The organism is Mesorhizobium sp. CA7, assembly GCF_020165015.1.
Classification (GTDB): Bacteria; Pseudomonadota; Alphaproteobacteria; order Rhizobiales; family Rhizobiaceae; genus Mesorhizobium.
In genome coordinates, this window is sequence record NZ_JAIUHH010000004.1 from 217,064 (window position 1) to 233,211 (window position 16,148).

Sequence of the window (16,148 nt, forward strand, 5' to 3'; positions counted from 1 at the left end):
TTTCCCAGAAGTCACCGCTTCTTCGCCCTGCCCGCAAACGGATTGTCCGAGGTGCGCAGTGCCATGCGGATCGGCACGCCTGGCATGTCGAAGGCCTCGCGCAGGCTGTTGGTCAAATAGCGGACATAGGATTGCGGCATGGCGTCCGGGCGGGAGCAGGAGACGACGAAGCCCGGCGGGCGGGTCTTGGCCTGGGTGACGTATTTGATCTTCAGCCGGCGGCCGGCGACGGCGGGCGGCGGGTGATGCGCGAGGATGCCTTCCAGCCAGCGGTTGAGCTTGCCGGTAGAGACACGGCTGTTCCAGACCTTGTGCGTCTTGATGACGCTTTCCATCAGCCGGTCGAGGCCGCGCCCGGTCTCGGCCGAGACCGTCACCGCCTGGATACCGCGCACCTGCGGCAGGAGCCGCTCGGTCTTTTCGCGCAGCTCGGCCAGCAGCTCCTGCGGATTGTCGATCAGGTCCCATTTGTTGAAGGCGATCACCGGCGCCCTGCCCTCGCGGATGATGAGATCGGCGATCTGCAGATCCTGCTTCTCGAACGGGATGGTGGCGTCGAGCATGATGATGACGATCTCGGCGAAGCGGATGGCGCGCAGGCCATCCTGCACCGAGAGCACTTCCAGCTTTTCATGGATCCTGGATTTGCGGCGCATGCCGGCCGTGTCGAACAGCTTTATCCTGCGGCCACGCCAGTCCCAGTCGACCGAGATCGAATCGCGGGTAATGCCGGCTTCCGGACCGGTGAGCAGCCGCTCCTCGCCGATCAGCGCATTGATCAGCGTCGACTTGCCGGCGTTCGGGCGGCCGACGACGGCGATGCGCAGCGGCTTGGTGTCGTCATAGGGCGCTTCAGCATCCGGGTCGGCGATGTCCTCGCCGATCAGAACCTCGCTGGCGGCGATCTCGCCGGCTTCGTCTTCCTCATCCTCGCCGAAAGCGCGTTCCTGGCCGAGCGCTTCAATTACGGCGTCGCGCAGATCCGGCATGCCCTGGCCGTGCTCGGCCGAGATCGGGATCGGCTCGCCGAGGCCGAGCTCCCAGGCTTCCAGCATGCCCCCTTGAGCGCCACGCGCCTCTGCCTTGTTGGCGACGAGCACCACCGGCTTGCCCGATTTGCGCACCACCTCGGCGAAGGTGCGGTCGTCGGGCATCAGGCCCGACTTGGCATCGACGGTGAAGAAGATGAGGTCGGCTTCGCGAATGGCGATTTCGGTCTGCTGGCGCATGCGGCCGGGAAGCGTCGAAGCCGCTGCGTCCTCGAAACCGGCGGTGTCGATGACATCGAAATGGAGATCGTAGAGTTTTGCCGCATGGACACGGCGGTCGCGCGTTACACCAGGCGTGTCGTCGACAAGCGCCAGCTTCTTTCCGACCAGCCGATTGAAAAGAGTCGATTTGCCGACGTTAGGCCGGCCGATGATGGCGACTTTGAAGCCCATCCAGGATCACGACACGTTGCCCGACCCGCGGATCAACTCGGACATCAGCTGCGCGCGCTGGCGCACATTGCGCGGGGCGGCTTCATCCGAAGAGATCTGGTCGAACAGTTTGAGCGCGTCCGCCGACTTGCCGTCCTTCCAGGCGGCAAGGCCGAGCGCCTCGCGCGCCGAATGGCGCAGCGGATTGGTGTCGGCGGTAAGCGCCTCGATGCGGCTGGAGACATCGGCGTAGGAGCCGTGGTCGACGAGCAGGAGCGCCGCCCTCAGCCGCGCGATATCGCGAATGCCGGCGGGAATGGCGCTGTCGGCGGCGACCTCGTCGAAATCCTTGACCGCGCCATCGACGTCGCCCTTGTTGGCCTTGACGGTCGCGGCGCGCATGCGGGCGAGCAGCGGATAGGCGCCGTAGCCGTCCTTCTCCAGCTGGTCGAGCGCGGCGATCGCCTCGTCGTTCTTGCCGTCATTGGCGAGCTTGAGGGCCGCCGAGAAGGCGTCGCCCGAGCGGTTGGCGCGGGTTTCGTCCCAATAGCGGTAGCCGACGACAGCGGCGGTGCCGAGCACGATCAGGATGGCAAGGCCGAGAATGGCCGGGCCGAAACGGTCCCATAGCTTCTGCGCCTGCTCGCGACGAATCTCTTCGTTGACTTCGCGGATAAAACTGTCGTCCGACATCAATCAAAACCATTGCGGCCCCAGGAGGGGGCGCTTCTTGAGCCCGCGTTTTAGCGAAATTTCGTCGGCATGGAAGGGGGCGGACCGGAAAATCGGCTGAGAATGCCGGGCGCCCACAGTCCATACCTGAACGCAACCGCGCCACATTTGCGCGATAGCCGGCTTCCGATCGGCCGGAAGACGTCCCCGCCAGAAGGTTGTCAATGCTTCGTTCGTACCGCGTCCTTGCGATCAGTCTTGCCTCGCTCGCCTCAGCCAATACCGCCTTCGCCGATCCGCCGAAATCGCCAACCGTTTCCCCGGCCAAGCAGGTCGTGCTGATCTCGTTCGACGCCGCCCGCGATATCTCGCAATGGCAGCGCAGCCGGGCGCTGGCAAAGCGCACGGGCGCGCATTTCACCTATTTCCTGTCCTGCGTCTTCCTGCTCTCTCCCGAGACGCGGCTGCACTATGCCGGCCCCGGCAAGGCCGCCGGCAAATCGAATGTCGGCTTCGGCGCCTCGAAACAGGATGTCGCCGACCGGCTGGAGCAGGTCCGGCTGGCAGCTGCCGAAGGCCACGACATCGGCAGCCATGCCTGCGGCCATTTCGACGGCAAGGACTGGAGCAAGGCCGACTGGCTGGCCGAATTCGCCTCCGCGCGCCGCATTTTCGAGAACGCCTATGCCATCAACGGCATCCAGGAACCGGCCGGCTGGCGCAATTTCGCTCGCCATACCGTAACCGGTTTTCGCGCGCCCTATCTGGCCACCGATAAGGCGCTTTACGAAGCGCTGCCCGAGGCCGGCTTTGAATACGACGCGAGCGGCGTCTCGAGCGGCCCGGTCGTGCCGCCAACCCTGAATGGCATAACCCGCTTCGCCCTGCCGCTTATCCCGGAGGGAGACAAGGCCAAGCTGGTCGTCGCCATGGATTACAATCTTTATGTCCGCCACTCGGGCGGCACCGAAAAGCCGGCCGAGGCGGACGCATTCACCGAGCGCGCCTATCAGGCGTTCCACACCGCCTTCGAGGCTCAGTACAACGGCAAGCGCCTGCCGCTGGAGCTCGGCTTCCACTTCACCCTGATGAACGACGGCGCCTACTGGAACGCGCTGGAGCGCTTCGCCGGCGAGGTCTGCGTGAAGGCCGATGTCGAGTGCATCAGTTTCCGCGACTATCTCGCGCGCCAGCGGCCCGGGCAGGCGCAGGCGGCGGTGGGCGGCTAACTGGACCGGCCGCGCTCTAGCCTGCCGGCTGATCTTCGGGACGCATGCCAGCTTGCTCGCGCTCTAGATAGTGCTGATCGATAATCGGCAGTTGCTCGCCCTGCAGCGTCGCTTCGAAGGCTCGCAGACGTTTGTGCACCGACTGCAGTTCAACAATCGTCGACCACGAATTCAACAGGAACTGCAGCGAATTCGTCACCTTGCCGAACGCGTTCGATATCTGGTTCAGGGCGCCGAACGTGATCTTATGCGCAACCAGCGAGGGCCCAAGGATGAGCAACGAAAAAATGTTGTCGGCTTGCAGGTAGGTGTAACGAACGACGTTGAAATAGATGTAGTGGAAATATAGCTTGAAATAATTACGGCGGACATTGGCGAATAATTGTGTCGTCGTCGCCGGCTGCGCCCGATCGGGATGATCCTCGCCGTAGACAAGTTCCTTGCGATAGGCTGCCTCGACACGCTGGTTGCGGAACTGCAGGCCCGGCAGCTTGAGACCCGCCACCATGACGGAAATCGTTCCGAACAGACACCAGCCCAATGCGGCAACGACCAGCGGCTGCGGGACCGTGCCGATGATCGGCAATTCGGTGATGTGGGCCTGCAGTTGAATCAAGACCGGCAGAAAGGCGATCAATGTCATGATCGACTGAACGAAAGTCGAGCCGAGATCTTCCATGATCTGCGAGAAGCGCATCGTGTCCTCCTGGATACGCTGCGAGGCGCCCTCGATGTGGCGCAGCCGGCCCCAGTTGGCCATGAAGTAATCATTCATCGCGGTGCGCCAGCGGAAGATCCAATGGCTGACGATGAAGGCGTTGACCACCTGCACGTTCATGCCGACCAGCGCGAGCCAGGAGAAATCGGCCAACCCCTTGTAGAATTCGATGTCGGTCGAGGCCGTCGTTCCCGACATCAAGCCCTGAACATAATCGAAGAACGGGCCATACCAGTTGTTGACCGCAACCGAGACCTGAACGTTGAAGTAGATGAAGAACAGGATGACGGCGGTCATCAGGATCGACCAGTTCTGCCACGGGTGCGGGGCGTACCAGCTCCAGAAGGCGTAGAAGATCGCCACGCAGGCCACGAAGTACATGTAGAACCACAGAAACGGCTTCGACCACAGCACCGCGATGCCGATGATCGGCGGCGAACCGGCCGCCACGGGCGGCAGGCCGAAGACGGCGCCCAACTGCTCGCCGCCGAAGAACCAGAACAGGATCGCGGCAAGGCTCCAGACGGCGGCCGATGTGAAGAAAAGCTTCGGCTGCGGGAAGAAGGATACGAACACTGTGGCGGGTTTCCTCGGTCTGACCGCAAATCAGCGGCGTTGCAGTTCGGCGGGCATAAAGTCACACATTAGGGGGAAAGAAAATGCCCGTGCCCGACGCCCGGCATCGAACAAACCGCAAATCATGGCGATTTTGGCGCAGCCGACCAAGCAATGACGCCGGAGGCGAGCAGCGCCGACGCTGCCATGATCGAAGCAAGCATGTAATTGCCCGAAGCCTGGGCGAGCAGGCCGGCGGCGATCGGGCCGACGATCTGGCCAAGGCCGAAGGCCGCCGTCATCACCGCGAAGATGCGGCGCGGCGCCCGCGGCGCGAGCTGCCTGCCCATCTGTAGGCCCAGCGCCGTGATAGCGATGAAGGTGCCGCCGAGCAGGACGCCGGCGATCAGCGGTCCGGCGACGCCCTTGACGACGACGCTGGCGGTGACGCCGACCACCTCGACCAGGCAACTCGCGGCATAAGTGGCATAGAGCCCTATCCGGCCGGCGAGCTTCTGCCACGCCCAAGTCGAGGGAAAGCCAGCGAGGCCGGCAACCATCCAGACAGTCGCCTCGAAGACGCGCCCGCCGCCGCCCTGGCGGACGATGGCGACCAGGAAAGTGGCCGTCACCACATAGCCGAAGCCGAACAGCCCATAGGCGACGATCAACTTCACCAGGGACCCGTACTTCGGCAGCGCCGGCTCGCGCCCGCTGGCGACATTGGCCGGCATGGTCGAGCCGGCGAGCAGCGCGACGACGAGCAGGCCAAGCGCCGAAAGCGCTCCGGACCAGAGCCAGCCGGCGGCCCAGCCCGCATGTTCGGAGACGAGGATCGCCAGCAGCGCCGAGGACGCGGCAATGCCGAGGCCCACGCCGCCGAAATGCAGCGCCTGCAAATCGCCGCGGCCAGCCTCAGCCAGATGGCTGAAGACGATCGAGGCCATGAACACCATGACGAAGGCACTGGCGAGGCCGGCCAGGAAGCGGATGACGAGGAAGGCGGCCATCGTCTCGTTGAACCCCATGAGGGCCGCGAGCACGGCGCTGGCGGCGAGGCCGGCGAACATCAGCATGCGCTCGCGGCCATGCGCCCAGCCACCGGCCGCGGCAAGCGCGCCGATGAGGTAGCCGACATAATTGGCGGAAGCTATCCAACCGGCATCGGCCGGCGTCAGGCCAAGTCCCTCCATCATGCCCGGCAGGATCGGCGTGTAGACGAAGCGGCCGATGCCCATGGCGACGGCAAGCGCGACCATGCCGGCGAGAGCAAGCCGCAAGGGAGATGGCGAGGCGTTCATTGCAGTGCACAATAATTGCATGTGCAGGTGAAACAATGCGCTTGCGTTGGGCCAGGTGCACGTCCCCTCACCCAGCCTCCGCTTCGCTCGGCTGACCTCTCCCCGGTGGGGAGAGGAGCCTGTCGCTGCCGGCGCCATCTCTTCTCGCCTTGGGGAGAAGGTGGCCGCGAAGCGGCCGGATGAGGGGGAGCACCGCCGAAAAAGATCAATAACTTCGCGGCAACTTAGCGGCCAGCGGCACCCGTCATCTCGTAAGCTGTGCGGCGGGCCGTCAGCCGGAAGGGCATGTCGCCGAGCTCGCGCTCCGACATGGTGTCGAACACCGGATGCGACAGCGGATCGATGATCCAGCGCGCGATCTCGCCGTCCTCGGGCGGCCTCGCCTCGGTGCCGCAAAGCCCTTTCAGCAAAGATAAAATCTTCATCGGGGCCACCTCATGGCTCAAGGCTGTTCCAGGTAAATTCTGCCGTTTCCTGTCGGGGTTCAATTGAGATTTCGGTCCGTTCACTTTAGAAAAACTGGATGGCCATGCTGAACCGCGTCCATCTCAACGGCCTGCGCGCCGTGGAAACCGTCGCCCGCCTGGGATCGCTGGCGGGCGCGGCCGCGGAGTTGAATGTCTCGGTCAGCGCCGTCAGCCAGCAGGTCAAGCGCACGGAAAAGCAGTTGGGACAGGCGCTGTTCGAACGCACGCCGGGCGGGCTCGTGCCGACGGAATTCGGCGTCGTCTTCACGACGCGGCTCAGCGCCGGCTTCCGCGAGCTTGCGCAAGCCGTGGCGCTGGCCGACGAGGCCAACGAGTGCACGCTGGTCGTCTCGGTGGCGCCGGCTTTCGCCTCGAAATGGCTGCTGCCCCGGCTGTCGCGGCATTTCGCGCGCCATCCGAATGTGCTTTTGCGCATCGACGCTTCGGCCAGGATCGCCAATCTCGACCGCTCCGATGTCGATATCGCCATCCGGCTTGGCGACGGCAAATGGCCGGGCGGGCGCGCCGAGCTTCTGCTTGCCCAGGAGGTATTTCCAGTCTGCGCGCCCTCGATCGCGGCCAGGCTGAAGTCGATCGGCGATCTGGCGCAGACCTGTGCCATCACCGACGAGCGGGCGATGTTCAGCTGGGACGGCTGGTTCGAGGCGGCCGGCGTCGAGCCGGTCACCTTCCAGAAAGGCGCGCGTTTCACCGATCCGATGCTTTGCCTGGAATCGGCGATCGCCGGCCACGGCGTGATGCTCGCCTGGCAGTTGCTGACCGCCGACGCGCTGGCCGACGGCCGGCTGGTCGCGCCCTTCGGAATCAGGGCCGAGAGCGGGCTGGGTTACTGGCTGGTGACCTCGGCCCCCAAGAGCGAAAGCCGCAAGGTACGCGACTTCAAGACCTGGATCCGCGAGGAGATCGAGGCGACCGTGGCGCAGTTCCGGGCACTCGACAGCGCCGCCTAACCGCTCCGTACTTTCAATGCCGCGGTTCGTCCTGCTTGAGAGCAGGCCCAGTCGATCGCGGTGGAAAGGTCAATCGCAGCGGTCTATGTAAGGATGAGAACCCCAACATAACGGCAGCAGGATCATGACCACACATTCGCGCGGCGTTTCGGCAAGCATCGACCCGGTGAAGCTCGACCGACTGGCGGAAGTCGCCGTCAAGGTCGGACTGCAATTGCAGCCCGGACAGGACCTGGTGCTGACCTCCTCGATCGCAGCGCTGCCGCTGACCCGCCGCATCGTCGAGCACGCCTATAAGGCCGGCGCCGGGCTGGTGACGCCGATCTTCAACGACGACGAGATCACGCTGGCGCGCTTCCGCTATGGGGCAGACGCCGGCTTCGACCGCGCCGCCGGCTGGCTCTATGAAGGCATGGCGAAGGCGTTCTCCAACAATGCGGCGCGGCTCGCCGTGCGCGGCGAGGATCCGTCGCTGCTCTCGTCGCAGGATCCGGCCAAGGTGGCGCGCGCCAACAAGGCCAACTCGATGGCCTACCAGCCGGCGCTGGAGAAGATCACCGGCTTCGACATCAACTGGAACATCGTCGCCTATCCCGATCTTGCCTGGGCAAAACAGGTGTTTCCGGGTGAGCCGGACGACGTCGCGGTGGTGAAGCTTGCCGACGCCATCTTCTCGGCCTCGCGGGTCGACGTCGAGGACCCGATCGGCAATTGGAAGGCGCATAACGCCGCCTTGGCCGAGCGCACGAAGTGGCTCAACGAGCACCGTTTCCACGCGCTGCATTTCACCGGGCCGGGCACCGACCTGACCGTCGGGCTGGCGGATGGCCATGAATGGATGGGCGGCGCTTCGACGGCGAAGAACGGCATCACCTGCAACCCGAACATTCCGACCGAGGAGGTCTTCACCACGCCGCATGCGAGGCGCGTCGAGGGCCATGTCTCCTCGACCAAGCCGCTCTCCTACCAGGGCACGCTGATCGACGACATCTCGGTGCGCTTCGAGGGTGGGCGGATCGTCGAGGCCAAGGCCTCGAAGGGCGAGGACGTGCTGCAGAAGGTGCTGGACACCGATGAAGGCGCGCGGCGTCTCGGCGAGGTGGCGCTGGTGCCGCATTCCTCGCCGATCGCGAAGAGCGGGCTGTTGTTCTTCAACACGCTGTTCGACGAGAACGCCGCCTGCCACATCGCGCTCGGGCAGTGTTATTCGAAATGCTTCGTCGACGGCGCGTCGCTCAGCCAGGACGAGATCGCGGAGCGCGGCGGCAACAAGAGCTTCATCCACATCGACTGGATGATCGGCTCCGACAAGATCGACATTGACGGCGTGGCCAAGGATGGCGGCCGCGTGCCGGTGATGCGCAAGGGCGAGTGGGCGTAACGGTGCTTTGTTGGCGCAATTCCGAACGGACGGCCACGGCGAAGTCGCCGAGCCCAACCGCTGCACACTTTGTCGGGGCTTGGCAAAGGAGGCATAAGTGGCCTTCGACATTGCGGTGAAGCGTGTCTATGAGCCGCCGGCGAAAGCCGACGGCCAGCGGGTGCTGGTCGACCGCATCTGGCCGCGCGGCGTCAGCAAGAAGGACGCCGAACTGACGCTTTGGCTGAAGGAGATCGCGCCGAGCGACGCGCTGCGCAAATGGTTCGGGCACGAGCCGGAGCGCTGGCCGGAATTCCAGAAGCGATATCGGGCCGAGCTCGACGCCAATAGCGACGCGGTAGCGCAGCTGCGTGGCCTGCTGCGTGAGGGCAAGGTGACGCTGCTCTACGGCGCGCATGACGAAACGAACAACAATGCGGTGGCGCTGGCGGCGTACCTAAAGGCGTAAACGTTGAGATGCTGGCGGGACAGCGCCCCCCTCTGTCCTGCCGGACATCTCCCCCTCTTGGGGGGAGATTGGCAGCTCCGGCGCTCCGCTAATTCTTGCAAGGTTGATTGGCGAAGGCCGGCGTGACGGCTGATCTCCACCCTTGAGGGGGAGATGTCCGGCAGGACAGAGAGGGGGGCGAAGGAACTCGACGTAAGTGGTCGTGCCTACTTCCCGCCCACCGCCTCCTCATAAACATCCGGCTTGAAGCCAACGATAACGTCATTCCCCACCTCCAGCACCGGCCGCTTGATCATCGTCGGCTTGGCGAGCATCAGCTTCTTGGCCTTCTTCTCGTCCAGCCCTTCCTTGTCCGCCTCCGGCAGCTCGCGAAAGGTGGTGCTGCCCTTATTGAGCAGCTTTTCCCAGCCGACCTTGGCGATCCAACCGCTGAGCCTGTCGGCCTCGATCCCCTCTGCCCGGTAGTCATGAAAGCGATACGGCACGTCATGGCTCTCCAGCCAGACGCGCGCCTTCTTGATCGTGTCGCAAGTGGTGATGCCATATATGGTGATGGTCAAGGCAGCCTCTGTCGGATGAGATTTTCGAATCCGGCAGAAGCCTAGGCCGGCCCTATAGGCTTTGCCAGCGCTTTACGCCGGTGCGATTGGCTCTTGCCAATACTAAGGTTTTTTCCTAAGTATTTTTCCTGCAAAGGTCGTCTGACCGCAAGGCGGTCTCGGAAGGAACAGCTATGAGCCTGCAGACCGTCAGCCCAAACCCGCCGCCGATCGACGGCATATTTCGCGCGCTGGCCGATCCGACACGCCGGCGTGTCGTGGAGCGGCTGAACAGGAGTCCCGCCTCAGTCAGCGAGCTGGCGGAGCCGTTCGGCATGGCGCTCCCCTCCTTCGTCGAGCACCTAAAGGTGCTGGAAGGTTGCGGGCTGGTGCAGTCGCAAAAGGCCGGTCGGGTCAGGACCTACAGCCTTTCGCCCGAGCCGCTGAAGCTGGCGGAAAACTGGCTCGCCGAACAGCGCGCGCTGTGGGAGCGCCGCCTCGACCAGTTCGACGCCTATGTGATGAGCCTCAAGGAGAGTGAAAAGTGAGCTATCCGTTCAAGCCGAACCCGAAACTGGACCTGACGCTGGAGCGCTTCCTCGACGCGTCGCGCGAACTCCTGTGGCGCGCCTGGACGAGGCCGGAGCATGTCAAGCAGTGGTTCACGCCGAAGCCATGGATCATCACCGATTGCGAGATCGACCTCAGGCCCGGCGGCCTGTTCCGCACGCGCATGCAATCGCCCGACGGCAAGGAGGTCAACGACCGCCATTGCTGCTATCTCGAGATCGTGCCGAACGAGCGGCTGGTGTGGACCGACGCGCTGCTGCCGGGCTACCGGCCGTCCGGCGAGCCCTTCATCACCGCGATCATCACGCTGACGCCCGAGGGCAAGGGCACGCGCTACACCGCCACCGCCATCCATCGCGACGAGGCGACCCGCAACAGCCACGAGGAGATGGGTTTCTTCGACGGCTGGGGCACGGTAGCCGACCAGTTGGCGGCCTATGTGAAGACGATTTGAGAAGCTGGCATGGTGGCCAGGGCATCATCCGAGGCCGCCATGCCTGATTCTTTAAATCGCGGCGCGAAGGGCATTCAGAGCCCAGCAAGGCTCAGTAGTAGAACCGCTCTTCGCTGATCTTGCCGTTCTTGACCGTGTAGAGGCCGACCTCGTCCATCTTGACGCGCTCGCCGGTGGATTTGGGTGTCACGTCGAAGCTGAAGCGCAAGGCGAACTGGTCGCCATTGACGTAGGGGCCCTCGATCGAGCCGCCGTGAACCTCGTGGTTGGCTTCCCACCAGGCGCCCTTTTCCTTGACGGCCTCCTTGCCGTTGCAGACGGCCATCGGCCCTTCCATCGCCTCGTAGCTGACGATGTCGTCGGCATTGTACTTCGCGGCAGCGCCGTGGCTGTCGCCCCGCTTGAGGAGCTCGGTAAAATCCTTGGCAATTTCGGCAGTGGTCATGACTTCCTCCCGGTTTGGACAAGACATCAGGTAGGCATCGATCTTTCGCCTGCCACTGACGGCCACCTCCACAGGTGACAAATCGTGTCAGGATGGTGAGGCTTGCGCGCTGATGATAAGGACGATTCGAGATGCTCACATGACAGCATGCACGTCGTCCCGATCGTTCAATTGCCAGCGTCTGATGACCTGGTATCGATTCTGACGCAGGAAACTGTGTATCAACACGAACTCGCGCACCGTCCAACCGATCGGCTCAACTGCCCGCTCCTCAACTTTCGGAACGCGTGCTTTGTCACGCAGCAAAGTAACATGCGGCGCTATTGAATTCGGGACAAAAGGCTGCAACGGGCTATCGAAAAGCGCTGCCGTGAACGCCCGCCAAAAGGCTTCGAATTGTGGAACGCCATCACTTGCCCGCAAGACCAATGCACCACCGCCAAAGGCCGACAGACGGTTGAAAGAGACATCAAAGACCTGGGCTCGTACCAGTGAGCCGGCGTAGCAGGCATCCTCAACCAAAAGCCTCGGCAAGCCGTCGTAATCACCGAGCATGACAAGCGAGATATGGCGATGACTGGGACGAACCAGCTTGCCTCCAAGCCCCAACTCTCGTTGCCAAGCCACAGCACGCGATTCCAGAATACGGGCGATCATCTGTTCGGCAAGAATGGCGAAGAACAATCGATCAGTCGGATCGTGGCTGGCTCGATCCCACCGGAAAAAAGCTTGGTCGTTCCTGCCGATCCCGTACCAGGGTTCTCCATTCATGGCTGATCCTTTCGGATATCCCCCAAAGGATCAGGCTAGAACAAAACAGGAACAAACTACAAGGGAAAATAGCACCGGCGTTCGATCGCAAGCCGCCGCACCAGCGCCAGCACGGCGTCGATGGTCGGCGTCGGTTGGCCGGTGAGGCGGCCGAGTTCCTGCACGGCGCTGACCAGCGCGTCGATCTCCATCGGGCGGCCGCGCTCGAGGTCCTGCAGCATAGAGGTCTTGTGCTCGCCGACATCGCCGGCGCCCTTGATGCGCCGGTCGACGGGGATGAGGAAGCGCACGCCAAGGCGCTCACCGATCGCCTGCGCTTCCAGCATCATGGCGCAGGCGACGGCGCGCGTGGCTTCATCGCCGACGATTGCCGCAAGCGTGGCGCCGGTCAGCGCCGAGATCGGGTTGAAGGAGAGATTGCCCCAGAGCTTCACCCAGATCTCCGAGCGGATGTCCTCGCGCACCGGCGCCTGCAGCCCGGCCTTGACCATTTCGCGGGCAAGCGCAGTTGCCCGCTCGCTCTTCTCGCCGGAAGGCTCGCCCAGCGAAAAGCGCGTGCCCTCGACATGGCGGATCAGGCCCGGCGCATCGACCTCGACAGCGGGATAGACGACGGAGCCGATGACGCGCTCCGGTCCGATGCGCTGCCAGATCGCGCCACCGGGATCGACCGCGTTTAGCCGTGTGCCTTCAAGTGCGCCGCCCACCTTGTGAAAATACCACCAAGGCACGCCGTTCTGCATGGTGACGACGACTGTCCCCTCGCCCAACAGCGGCGCGATTTCGTCCAGCGCTGGGGCTAGCGAATGCGCCTTCAGCGCCAGCACGACATAATCCTGCGCGCCGAGCTCCTCGGCGCGTGCCGCCGCTTTCACCCGCGCCACGGTTTCCTTGCCGTCCTCGATCAGGCGAAGGCCGCCGGCCTTGATCGCTTCCAGATGCGCGCCGCGCGCCACGATCGACAGATCGACAGAACCGGAGATCGCGAGCTTGGCGGCGAGATAGCCGCCAATGGCGCCGGCGCCAAAGACTGTAACGCGCATCAGCCGAGCCCGAGCTTGGCCGCCAGCCCGATGCGCTGCAGCTTGCCCGTCGCGCCCTTCGGGATCTCGTCGAGGATCACCACCTTGCGCGGCACCTTGAAATCGGCGAGCCGGGTCTGTGCAAAGCCGCGGATATCGGCCTCGCTGGCGCTCTCGCCTTCGCGCAGCACGACGGCCGCCGCCACCTCTTCGCCCAGCTTGTCATGCGGCATGGCGAAGGTGACGACCTGCGCCACCGCTGGGTGATCCATCAAGACGCCGTCGACCTCGAGCGGCGATATCTTCTCGCCGCCGCGGTTGATGATCTCCTTCAGCCGGCCGGTGACGCGCAGATAGCTATCCTCGTCGAGCACGCCCTGGTCGCCGGTGTGGAACCAGCCATGGGCGAAGGCGCTGGCATTGGCATCCGGGTTCTTCTCGTAGCCTGCGGTGACGTTCGGTCCGCGAATGACGATCTCGCCGACCTCTCCAGGCTTGAGCAATCGCCCGTCCGGTGCCATGACGGCAATCTCCGGTCCGGCCGACGCGCCGACGCTGCCGGGCTTGCGCAGGCCCGGCGGCAAACGGTTGGACGCCATCTGGTGCGCGGCCTCCGTCATGCCGTAAGCCTCGATCACCGGACAGCCGAAGGTCTTCTCCAACTCGGCCATGACCTGTGCCGGCAGCGAAGCGGACGACGAGCGGATGAAGCGCAGCTTCGCCTCGGCAAGCTGCTCGGGATTGCGGGCGGCGCGCGGCAGGATCGCCTGATGCATGGTGGGCACGGCGGTGTACCAGCTGGGCTTGGCTTCGGAGAGCCACTGGAAGAAACGCAGCGCGTTGAAGCCCGGCGTGCAGAAGACGCTGCCGCCGGCGGCGAGCGAGGACAGCACCGCGGCGATCAGCCCATGGATGTGGAACAGCGGCATGATGTTGAGGCAGCGGTCGGCCGGTGTCAGGCCGAGCGTCGCGCCGATATGTGCCGCCGACGCCGCAAGGTTGACGTGGCTGAGCGGCACCAGTTTCGGACGCGACGTCGTGCCGGAGGTGTGGAGCAGCAGCGCAACATCGCTTTCCGCGGCGAAGCCAGACGAGACCGGCGATCCAACCGGCTCACCCTCGATCGTGAAGGTTCCGGACGGCGCGCCCTCCGGCACCAGCAGCCGCAGCACCGGGATGCCGAGGCGCCCGGCGACTTCGACCGAAGGACCAGCCTCATCTTTGCCGACAAGGATCGCCTTGACGCCGATATCGCTGAGATAAAAATCGAGCTCGTCGGCCCGGTAGGCCGGATTGAGCGGCGCGGTCGACGCGGCGGCGGCCACGGCGATGAAGGCCGTCGCCATCTCCGGGCCGTTCGGCAGCACGATGGCGACGCGATCGCCGCGGCCGATGCCGAGCACGTTGAGCCGAGCAACAGTCTCATGGATCAGTCGCCGCAGCCCGCCATGCGAGAGTGCTGCCCGTTCTGGTGCGGCGATGGCCGGCGCGTCGTCGGCGCCGGGTGCAAGACGATGGGCAAGATCGGTGGCGTTTTCGCGGTTTGTCATGGTTCCAGACTATGTTTCGAACGATCGGCCGCTGTCCATAGCCGCTCAGTATCCGAGCGCCAGGCCGTCCTTGCGCGGATCGGACGCGCCGGTCAGCGTGCCCTTTTCCCAGTCGATCAGCACCGCCTGACCGCCGCCCAGCGGATGGTCGGGCTCCACAACACGATGTCCACGCCGGCGCAGGCCTTCGATGGCATCGGGATGCACGCTTCGCTCGGCCTCGACGACGTCGTGGTTATAGAAGACGCGCGCCGCATCGATCGCCTGCTGCGGTTCCATGCCGAAGTCGATCATGTTGGTCAAAAGATGCACATGGCCGAAGGGCTGATAGCCGCCACCCATGACGCCGAAGGGCATCATAGCGCGGCCGCCCTTCGTCATCATGCCCGGCATGATCGTGTGCATCGGCCGCTTGCCGGGCGCTATCACATTCGGGTGCTTCGGATCGAGGCGGAAGCTCGAGCCACGGTTCTGCAGCACGACTCCGGTGTTCGGACCGACGACGCCGCTGCCGAAGGAATAATAGGTCGAGTTGATGAAGCTCACCGCGTTGCGGTCACGGTCGACGACGCTGATATAGACCGTGTCGCTGCCGGGAAGATCGAGACGCGGCAGATCGGTCATGGCGCGCTCGGGATCGATCGCGGCGCGCAAGCGGTCGGCGTAGGCGCCGGAAAGCAGCGCCTTGACCGGCACATCGACATGATCCTGATCGGCGAAAAACGCATCGCGATCCTGATAGGCGAGCCGGCCCGCCTCGATCTCGAGGTGCAGGCGCGCGGCGCCGTCCGGATCGAGCTTGTTCAGCTCAAAGCCCGACAGCAGGTTCAGCATCAGAAGCGCGGTGAGGCCCTGGTTGTTGGGCGGCATCTGGTGGATGTCGTAGCCGCGATAGGAGGTGCTGACCGGGGTCCGGTAATCGCCCCTGGTGGCGGCGAAATCGTCGAGCGTATGCAGGCCGCCGAGCGCGCGAAGCCGTCCGACCAGATCGTCCGCGACCGCACCTTCGTAGAAACCGGCGCGGCCCTTCTTCGCTATGATGCGCAGCGTCTCCGCCAGCTCGGGCTGGCGATGAACATCGCCGGCCTTCGGCGGCTTGCCACCCGGCAGGAAGATGCGTGTGGCCACCTCGTCGGCCGTCAGGTCGGTCTCGGGATCCCTCCAGTCGAAGGCGACGCGGTCGTGCACGACATAGCCTTCTTCCGCGTAACGGATGGCCGGAGCGAGCGCGTCGGCCAAACCTTTGCGGCCATGATCCTCCAGCAGCCGGCACCAGGCGTCGAGGGCGCCTGGAATGGTGACGGCATGCGGACCCTGCTTCGGAAGCTCGCTGAATCCCTTGTCCAGATACCAGTCGACTGTCGCGGCCTTTGGCGCGCGGCCCGAGCCGTTGAAGGCAAGCACGTTGGCGTCACCCTTCGGACAGTAGAGGACAAAGCAGTCGCCGCCGATGCCGGTCGACTGCGGCTCGACCACGGCCTGCACCGCGGCCGCGCAAACCGCGGCGTCCATGGCATTGCCGCCGGAGCGCAGCATGTTGATGGCCGCAAGCGTAGCGAGCGGATGCGAGGTCGCGACCATCGCCTCGATGGCGCGGACCGGCGAGCGGCCGGGAAACTGGAAATCACGCATGC

At 64.4% G+C, this 16,148-nt stretch carries 17 protein-coding genes; 6 read left to right on the forward strand and 11 right to left on the reverse strand.

Annotated features, from left to right (window positions below; all coding sequences use genetic code 11):
- Positions 1-11: 11 nt before the first annotated feature.
- Together der and LB552_RS11125 are read right to left on the reverse strand one after the other, a co-directional pair.
- On the reverse strand, positions 12-1,442 hold the full coding sequence (der, locus tag LB552_RS11120) for a ribosome biogenesis GTPase Der (protein ID WP_224546899.1): 1,431 nt from the start codon (positions 1,440-1,442) through the stop codon (positions 12-14).
- A gap of 6 nt (positions 1,443-1,448) precedes the next feature.
- A complete protein-coding gene (locus tag LB552_RS11125) occupies positions 1,449-2,114 on the reverse strand; it encodes a tetratricopeptide repeat protein (protein ID WP_140845806.1) in 666 nt (221 codons plus the stop codon).
- 203 nt (positions 2,115-2,317) lie between these two features.
- On the opposite strand from LB552_RS11125, the gene LB552_RS11130 reads away from it, so the two are divergent.
- Positions 2,318-3,322, forward strand: a complete 1,005-nt coding sequence (locus LB552_RS11130; protein WP_224605333.1) for a polysaccharide deacetylase family protein — start codon at positions 2,318-2,320, stop codon at positions 3,320-3,322.
- A gap of 16 nt (positions 3,323-3,338) precedes the next feature.
- Here LB552_RS11130 and sbmA read toward each other — a convergent pair whose 3' ends face one another.
- From sbmA to LB552_RS11145, 3 genes are all read right to left on the reverse strand, one after another.
- Complete coding sequence (sbmA, locus tag LB552_RS11135; protein WP_095768730.1) at positions 3,339-4,616, reverse strand: peptide antibiotic transporter SbmA; 1,278 nt, start codon at positions 4,614-4,616, stop codon at positions 3,339-3,341.
- Between the two features lie 122 nt (positions 4,617-4,738).
- A complete protein-coding gene (locus tag LB552_RS11140) occupies positions 4,739-5,896 on the reverse strand; it encodes a YbfB/YjiJ family MFS transporter (protein ID WP_224605336.1) in 1,158 nt (385 codons plus the stop codon).
- Between the two features lie 224 nt (positions 5,897-6,120).
- Positions 6,121-6,321, reverse strand: coding sequence for a hypothetical protein (locus LB552_RS11145; protein ID WP_224605339.1), 201 nt, complete (start codon positions 6,319-6,321; stop codon positions 6,121-6,123).
- Positions 6,322-6,419: 98 nt separating this feature from the next.
- Here LB552_RS11145 and LB552_RS11150 point away from each other — a divergent pair, with 98 nt between their 5' ends.
- The 3 genes from LB552_RS11150 (at position 6,420) to LB552_RS11160 (ending at position 9,163) form a co-directional block, all read left to right on the forward strand.
- A complete protein-coding gene (locus LB552_RS11150; RefSeq protein ID WP_224605342.1) occupies positions 6,420-7,334 on the forward strand; it encodes a LysR substrate-binding domain-containing protein in 915 nt (304 codons plus the stop codon).
- Positions 7,335-7,458: 124 nt separating this feature from the next.
- Positions 7,459-8,715: an aminopeptidase gene (locus LB552_RS11155; RefSeq protein WP_224605345.1), complete on the forward strand. Its 1,257-nt coding sequence runs from the start codon at positions 7,459-7,461 to the stop codon at positions 8,713-8,715.
- A 97-nt stretch (positions 8,716-8,812) separates the two neighbouring features.
- Positions 8,813-9,163 (forward strand): DUF488 domain-containing protein, encoded by a 351-nt coding sequence (locus tag LB552_RS11160; RefSeq protein ID WP_224605348.1) that lies wholly within the window; start codon positions 8,813-8,815, stop codon positions 9,161-9,163.
- Between the two features lie 206 nt (positions 9,164-9,369).
- On the opposite strand, the gene LB552_RS11165 is transcribed toward LB552_RS11160, so the two are convergent.
- Positions 9,370-9,723, reverse strand: coding sequence for an ArsC family reductase (locus tag LB552_RS11165; protein WP_224605351.1), 354 nt, complete (start codon positions 9,721-9,723; stop codon positions 9,370-9,372).
- A gap of 173 nt (positions 9,724-9,896) precedes the next feature.
- Here LB552_RS11165 and LB552_RS11170 point away from each other — a divergent pair, with 173 nt between their 5' ends.
- Positions 9,897-10,250 (forward strand): ArsR/SmtB family transcription factor, encoded by a 354-nt coding sequence (locus LB552_RS11170; RefSeq protein ID WP_224605354.1) that lies wholly within the window; start codon positions 9,897-9,899, stop codon positions 10,248-10,250.
- On the forward strand, positions 10,247-10,726 hold the full coding sequence (locus LB552_RS11175) for an SRPBCC family protein (protein ID WP_224526553.1): 480 nt from the start codon (positions 10,247-10,249) through the stop codon (positions 10,724-10,726). The genes LB552_RS11170 and LB552_RS11175 overlap by 4 nt, the downstream gene beginning before the upstream one ends.
- 91 nt (positions 10,727-10,817) lie before the next feature.
- Here LB552_RS11175 and LB552_RS11180 read toward each other — a convergent pair whose 3' ends face one another.
- The 5 genes from LB552_RS11180 to ggt form a co-directional block, all read right to left on the reverse strand.
- Positions 10,818-11,171 carry a nuclear transport factor 2 family protein gene (locus LB552_RS11180; RefSeq protein WP_224605356.1) on the reverse strand — a complete coding sequence of 118 codons (354 nt, stop codon included), beginning with the start codon at positions 11,169-11,171 and terminating at the stop codon, positions 10,818-10,820.
- Positions 11,172-11,306: 135 nt separating this feature from the next.
- Positions 11,307-11,942 carry a 2'-5' RNA ligase family protein gene (locus LB552_RS11185; RefSeq protein WP_224605359.1) on the reverse strand — a complete coding sequence of 212 codons (636 nt, stop codon included), beginning with the start codon at positions 11,940-11,942 and terminating at the stop codon, positions 11,307-11,309.
- Positions 11,943-11,998: 56 nt separating this feature from the next.
- On the reverse strand, positions 11,999-12,985 hold the full coding sequence (locus tag LB552_RS11190; protein WP_224605362.1) for a 2-dehydropantoate 2-reductase: 987 nt from the start codon (positions 12,983-12,985) through the stop codon (positions 11,999-12,001).
- Positions 12,985-14,514: an acyl--CoA ligase gene (locus LB552_RS11195; RefSeq protein WP_224605365.1), complete on the reverse strand. Its 1,530-nt coding sequence runs from the start codon at positions 14,512-14,514 to the stop codon at positions 12,985-12,987. Before LB552_RS11195 ends, LB552_RS11190 begins: the two co-directional genes overlap by 1 nt.
- A gap of 45 nt (positions 14,515-14,559) precedes the next feature.
- A complete protein-coding gene (gene ggt / locus LB552_RS11200; RefSeq protein WP_224605370.1) occupies positions 14,560-16,146 on the reverse strand; it encodes a gamma-glutamyltransferase in 1,587 nt (528 codons plus the stop codon).
- Positions 16,147-16,148: the final 2 nt, after the last annotated feature.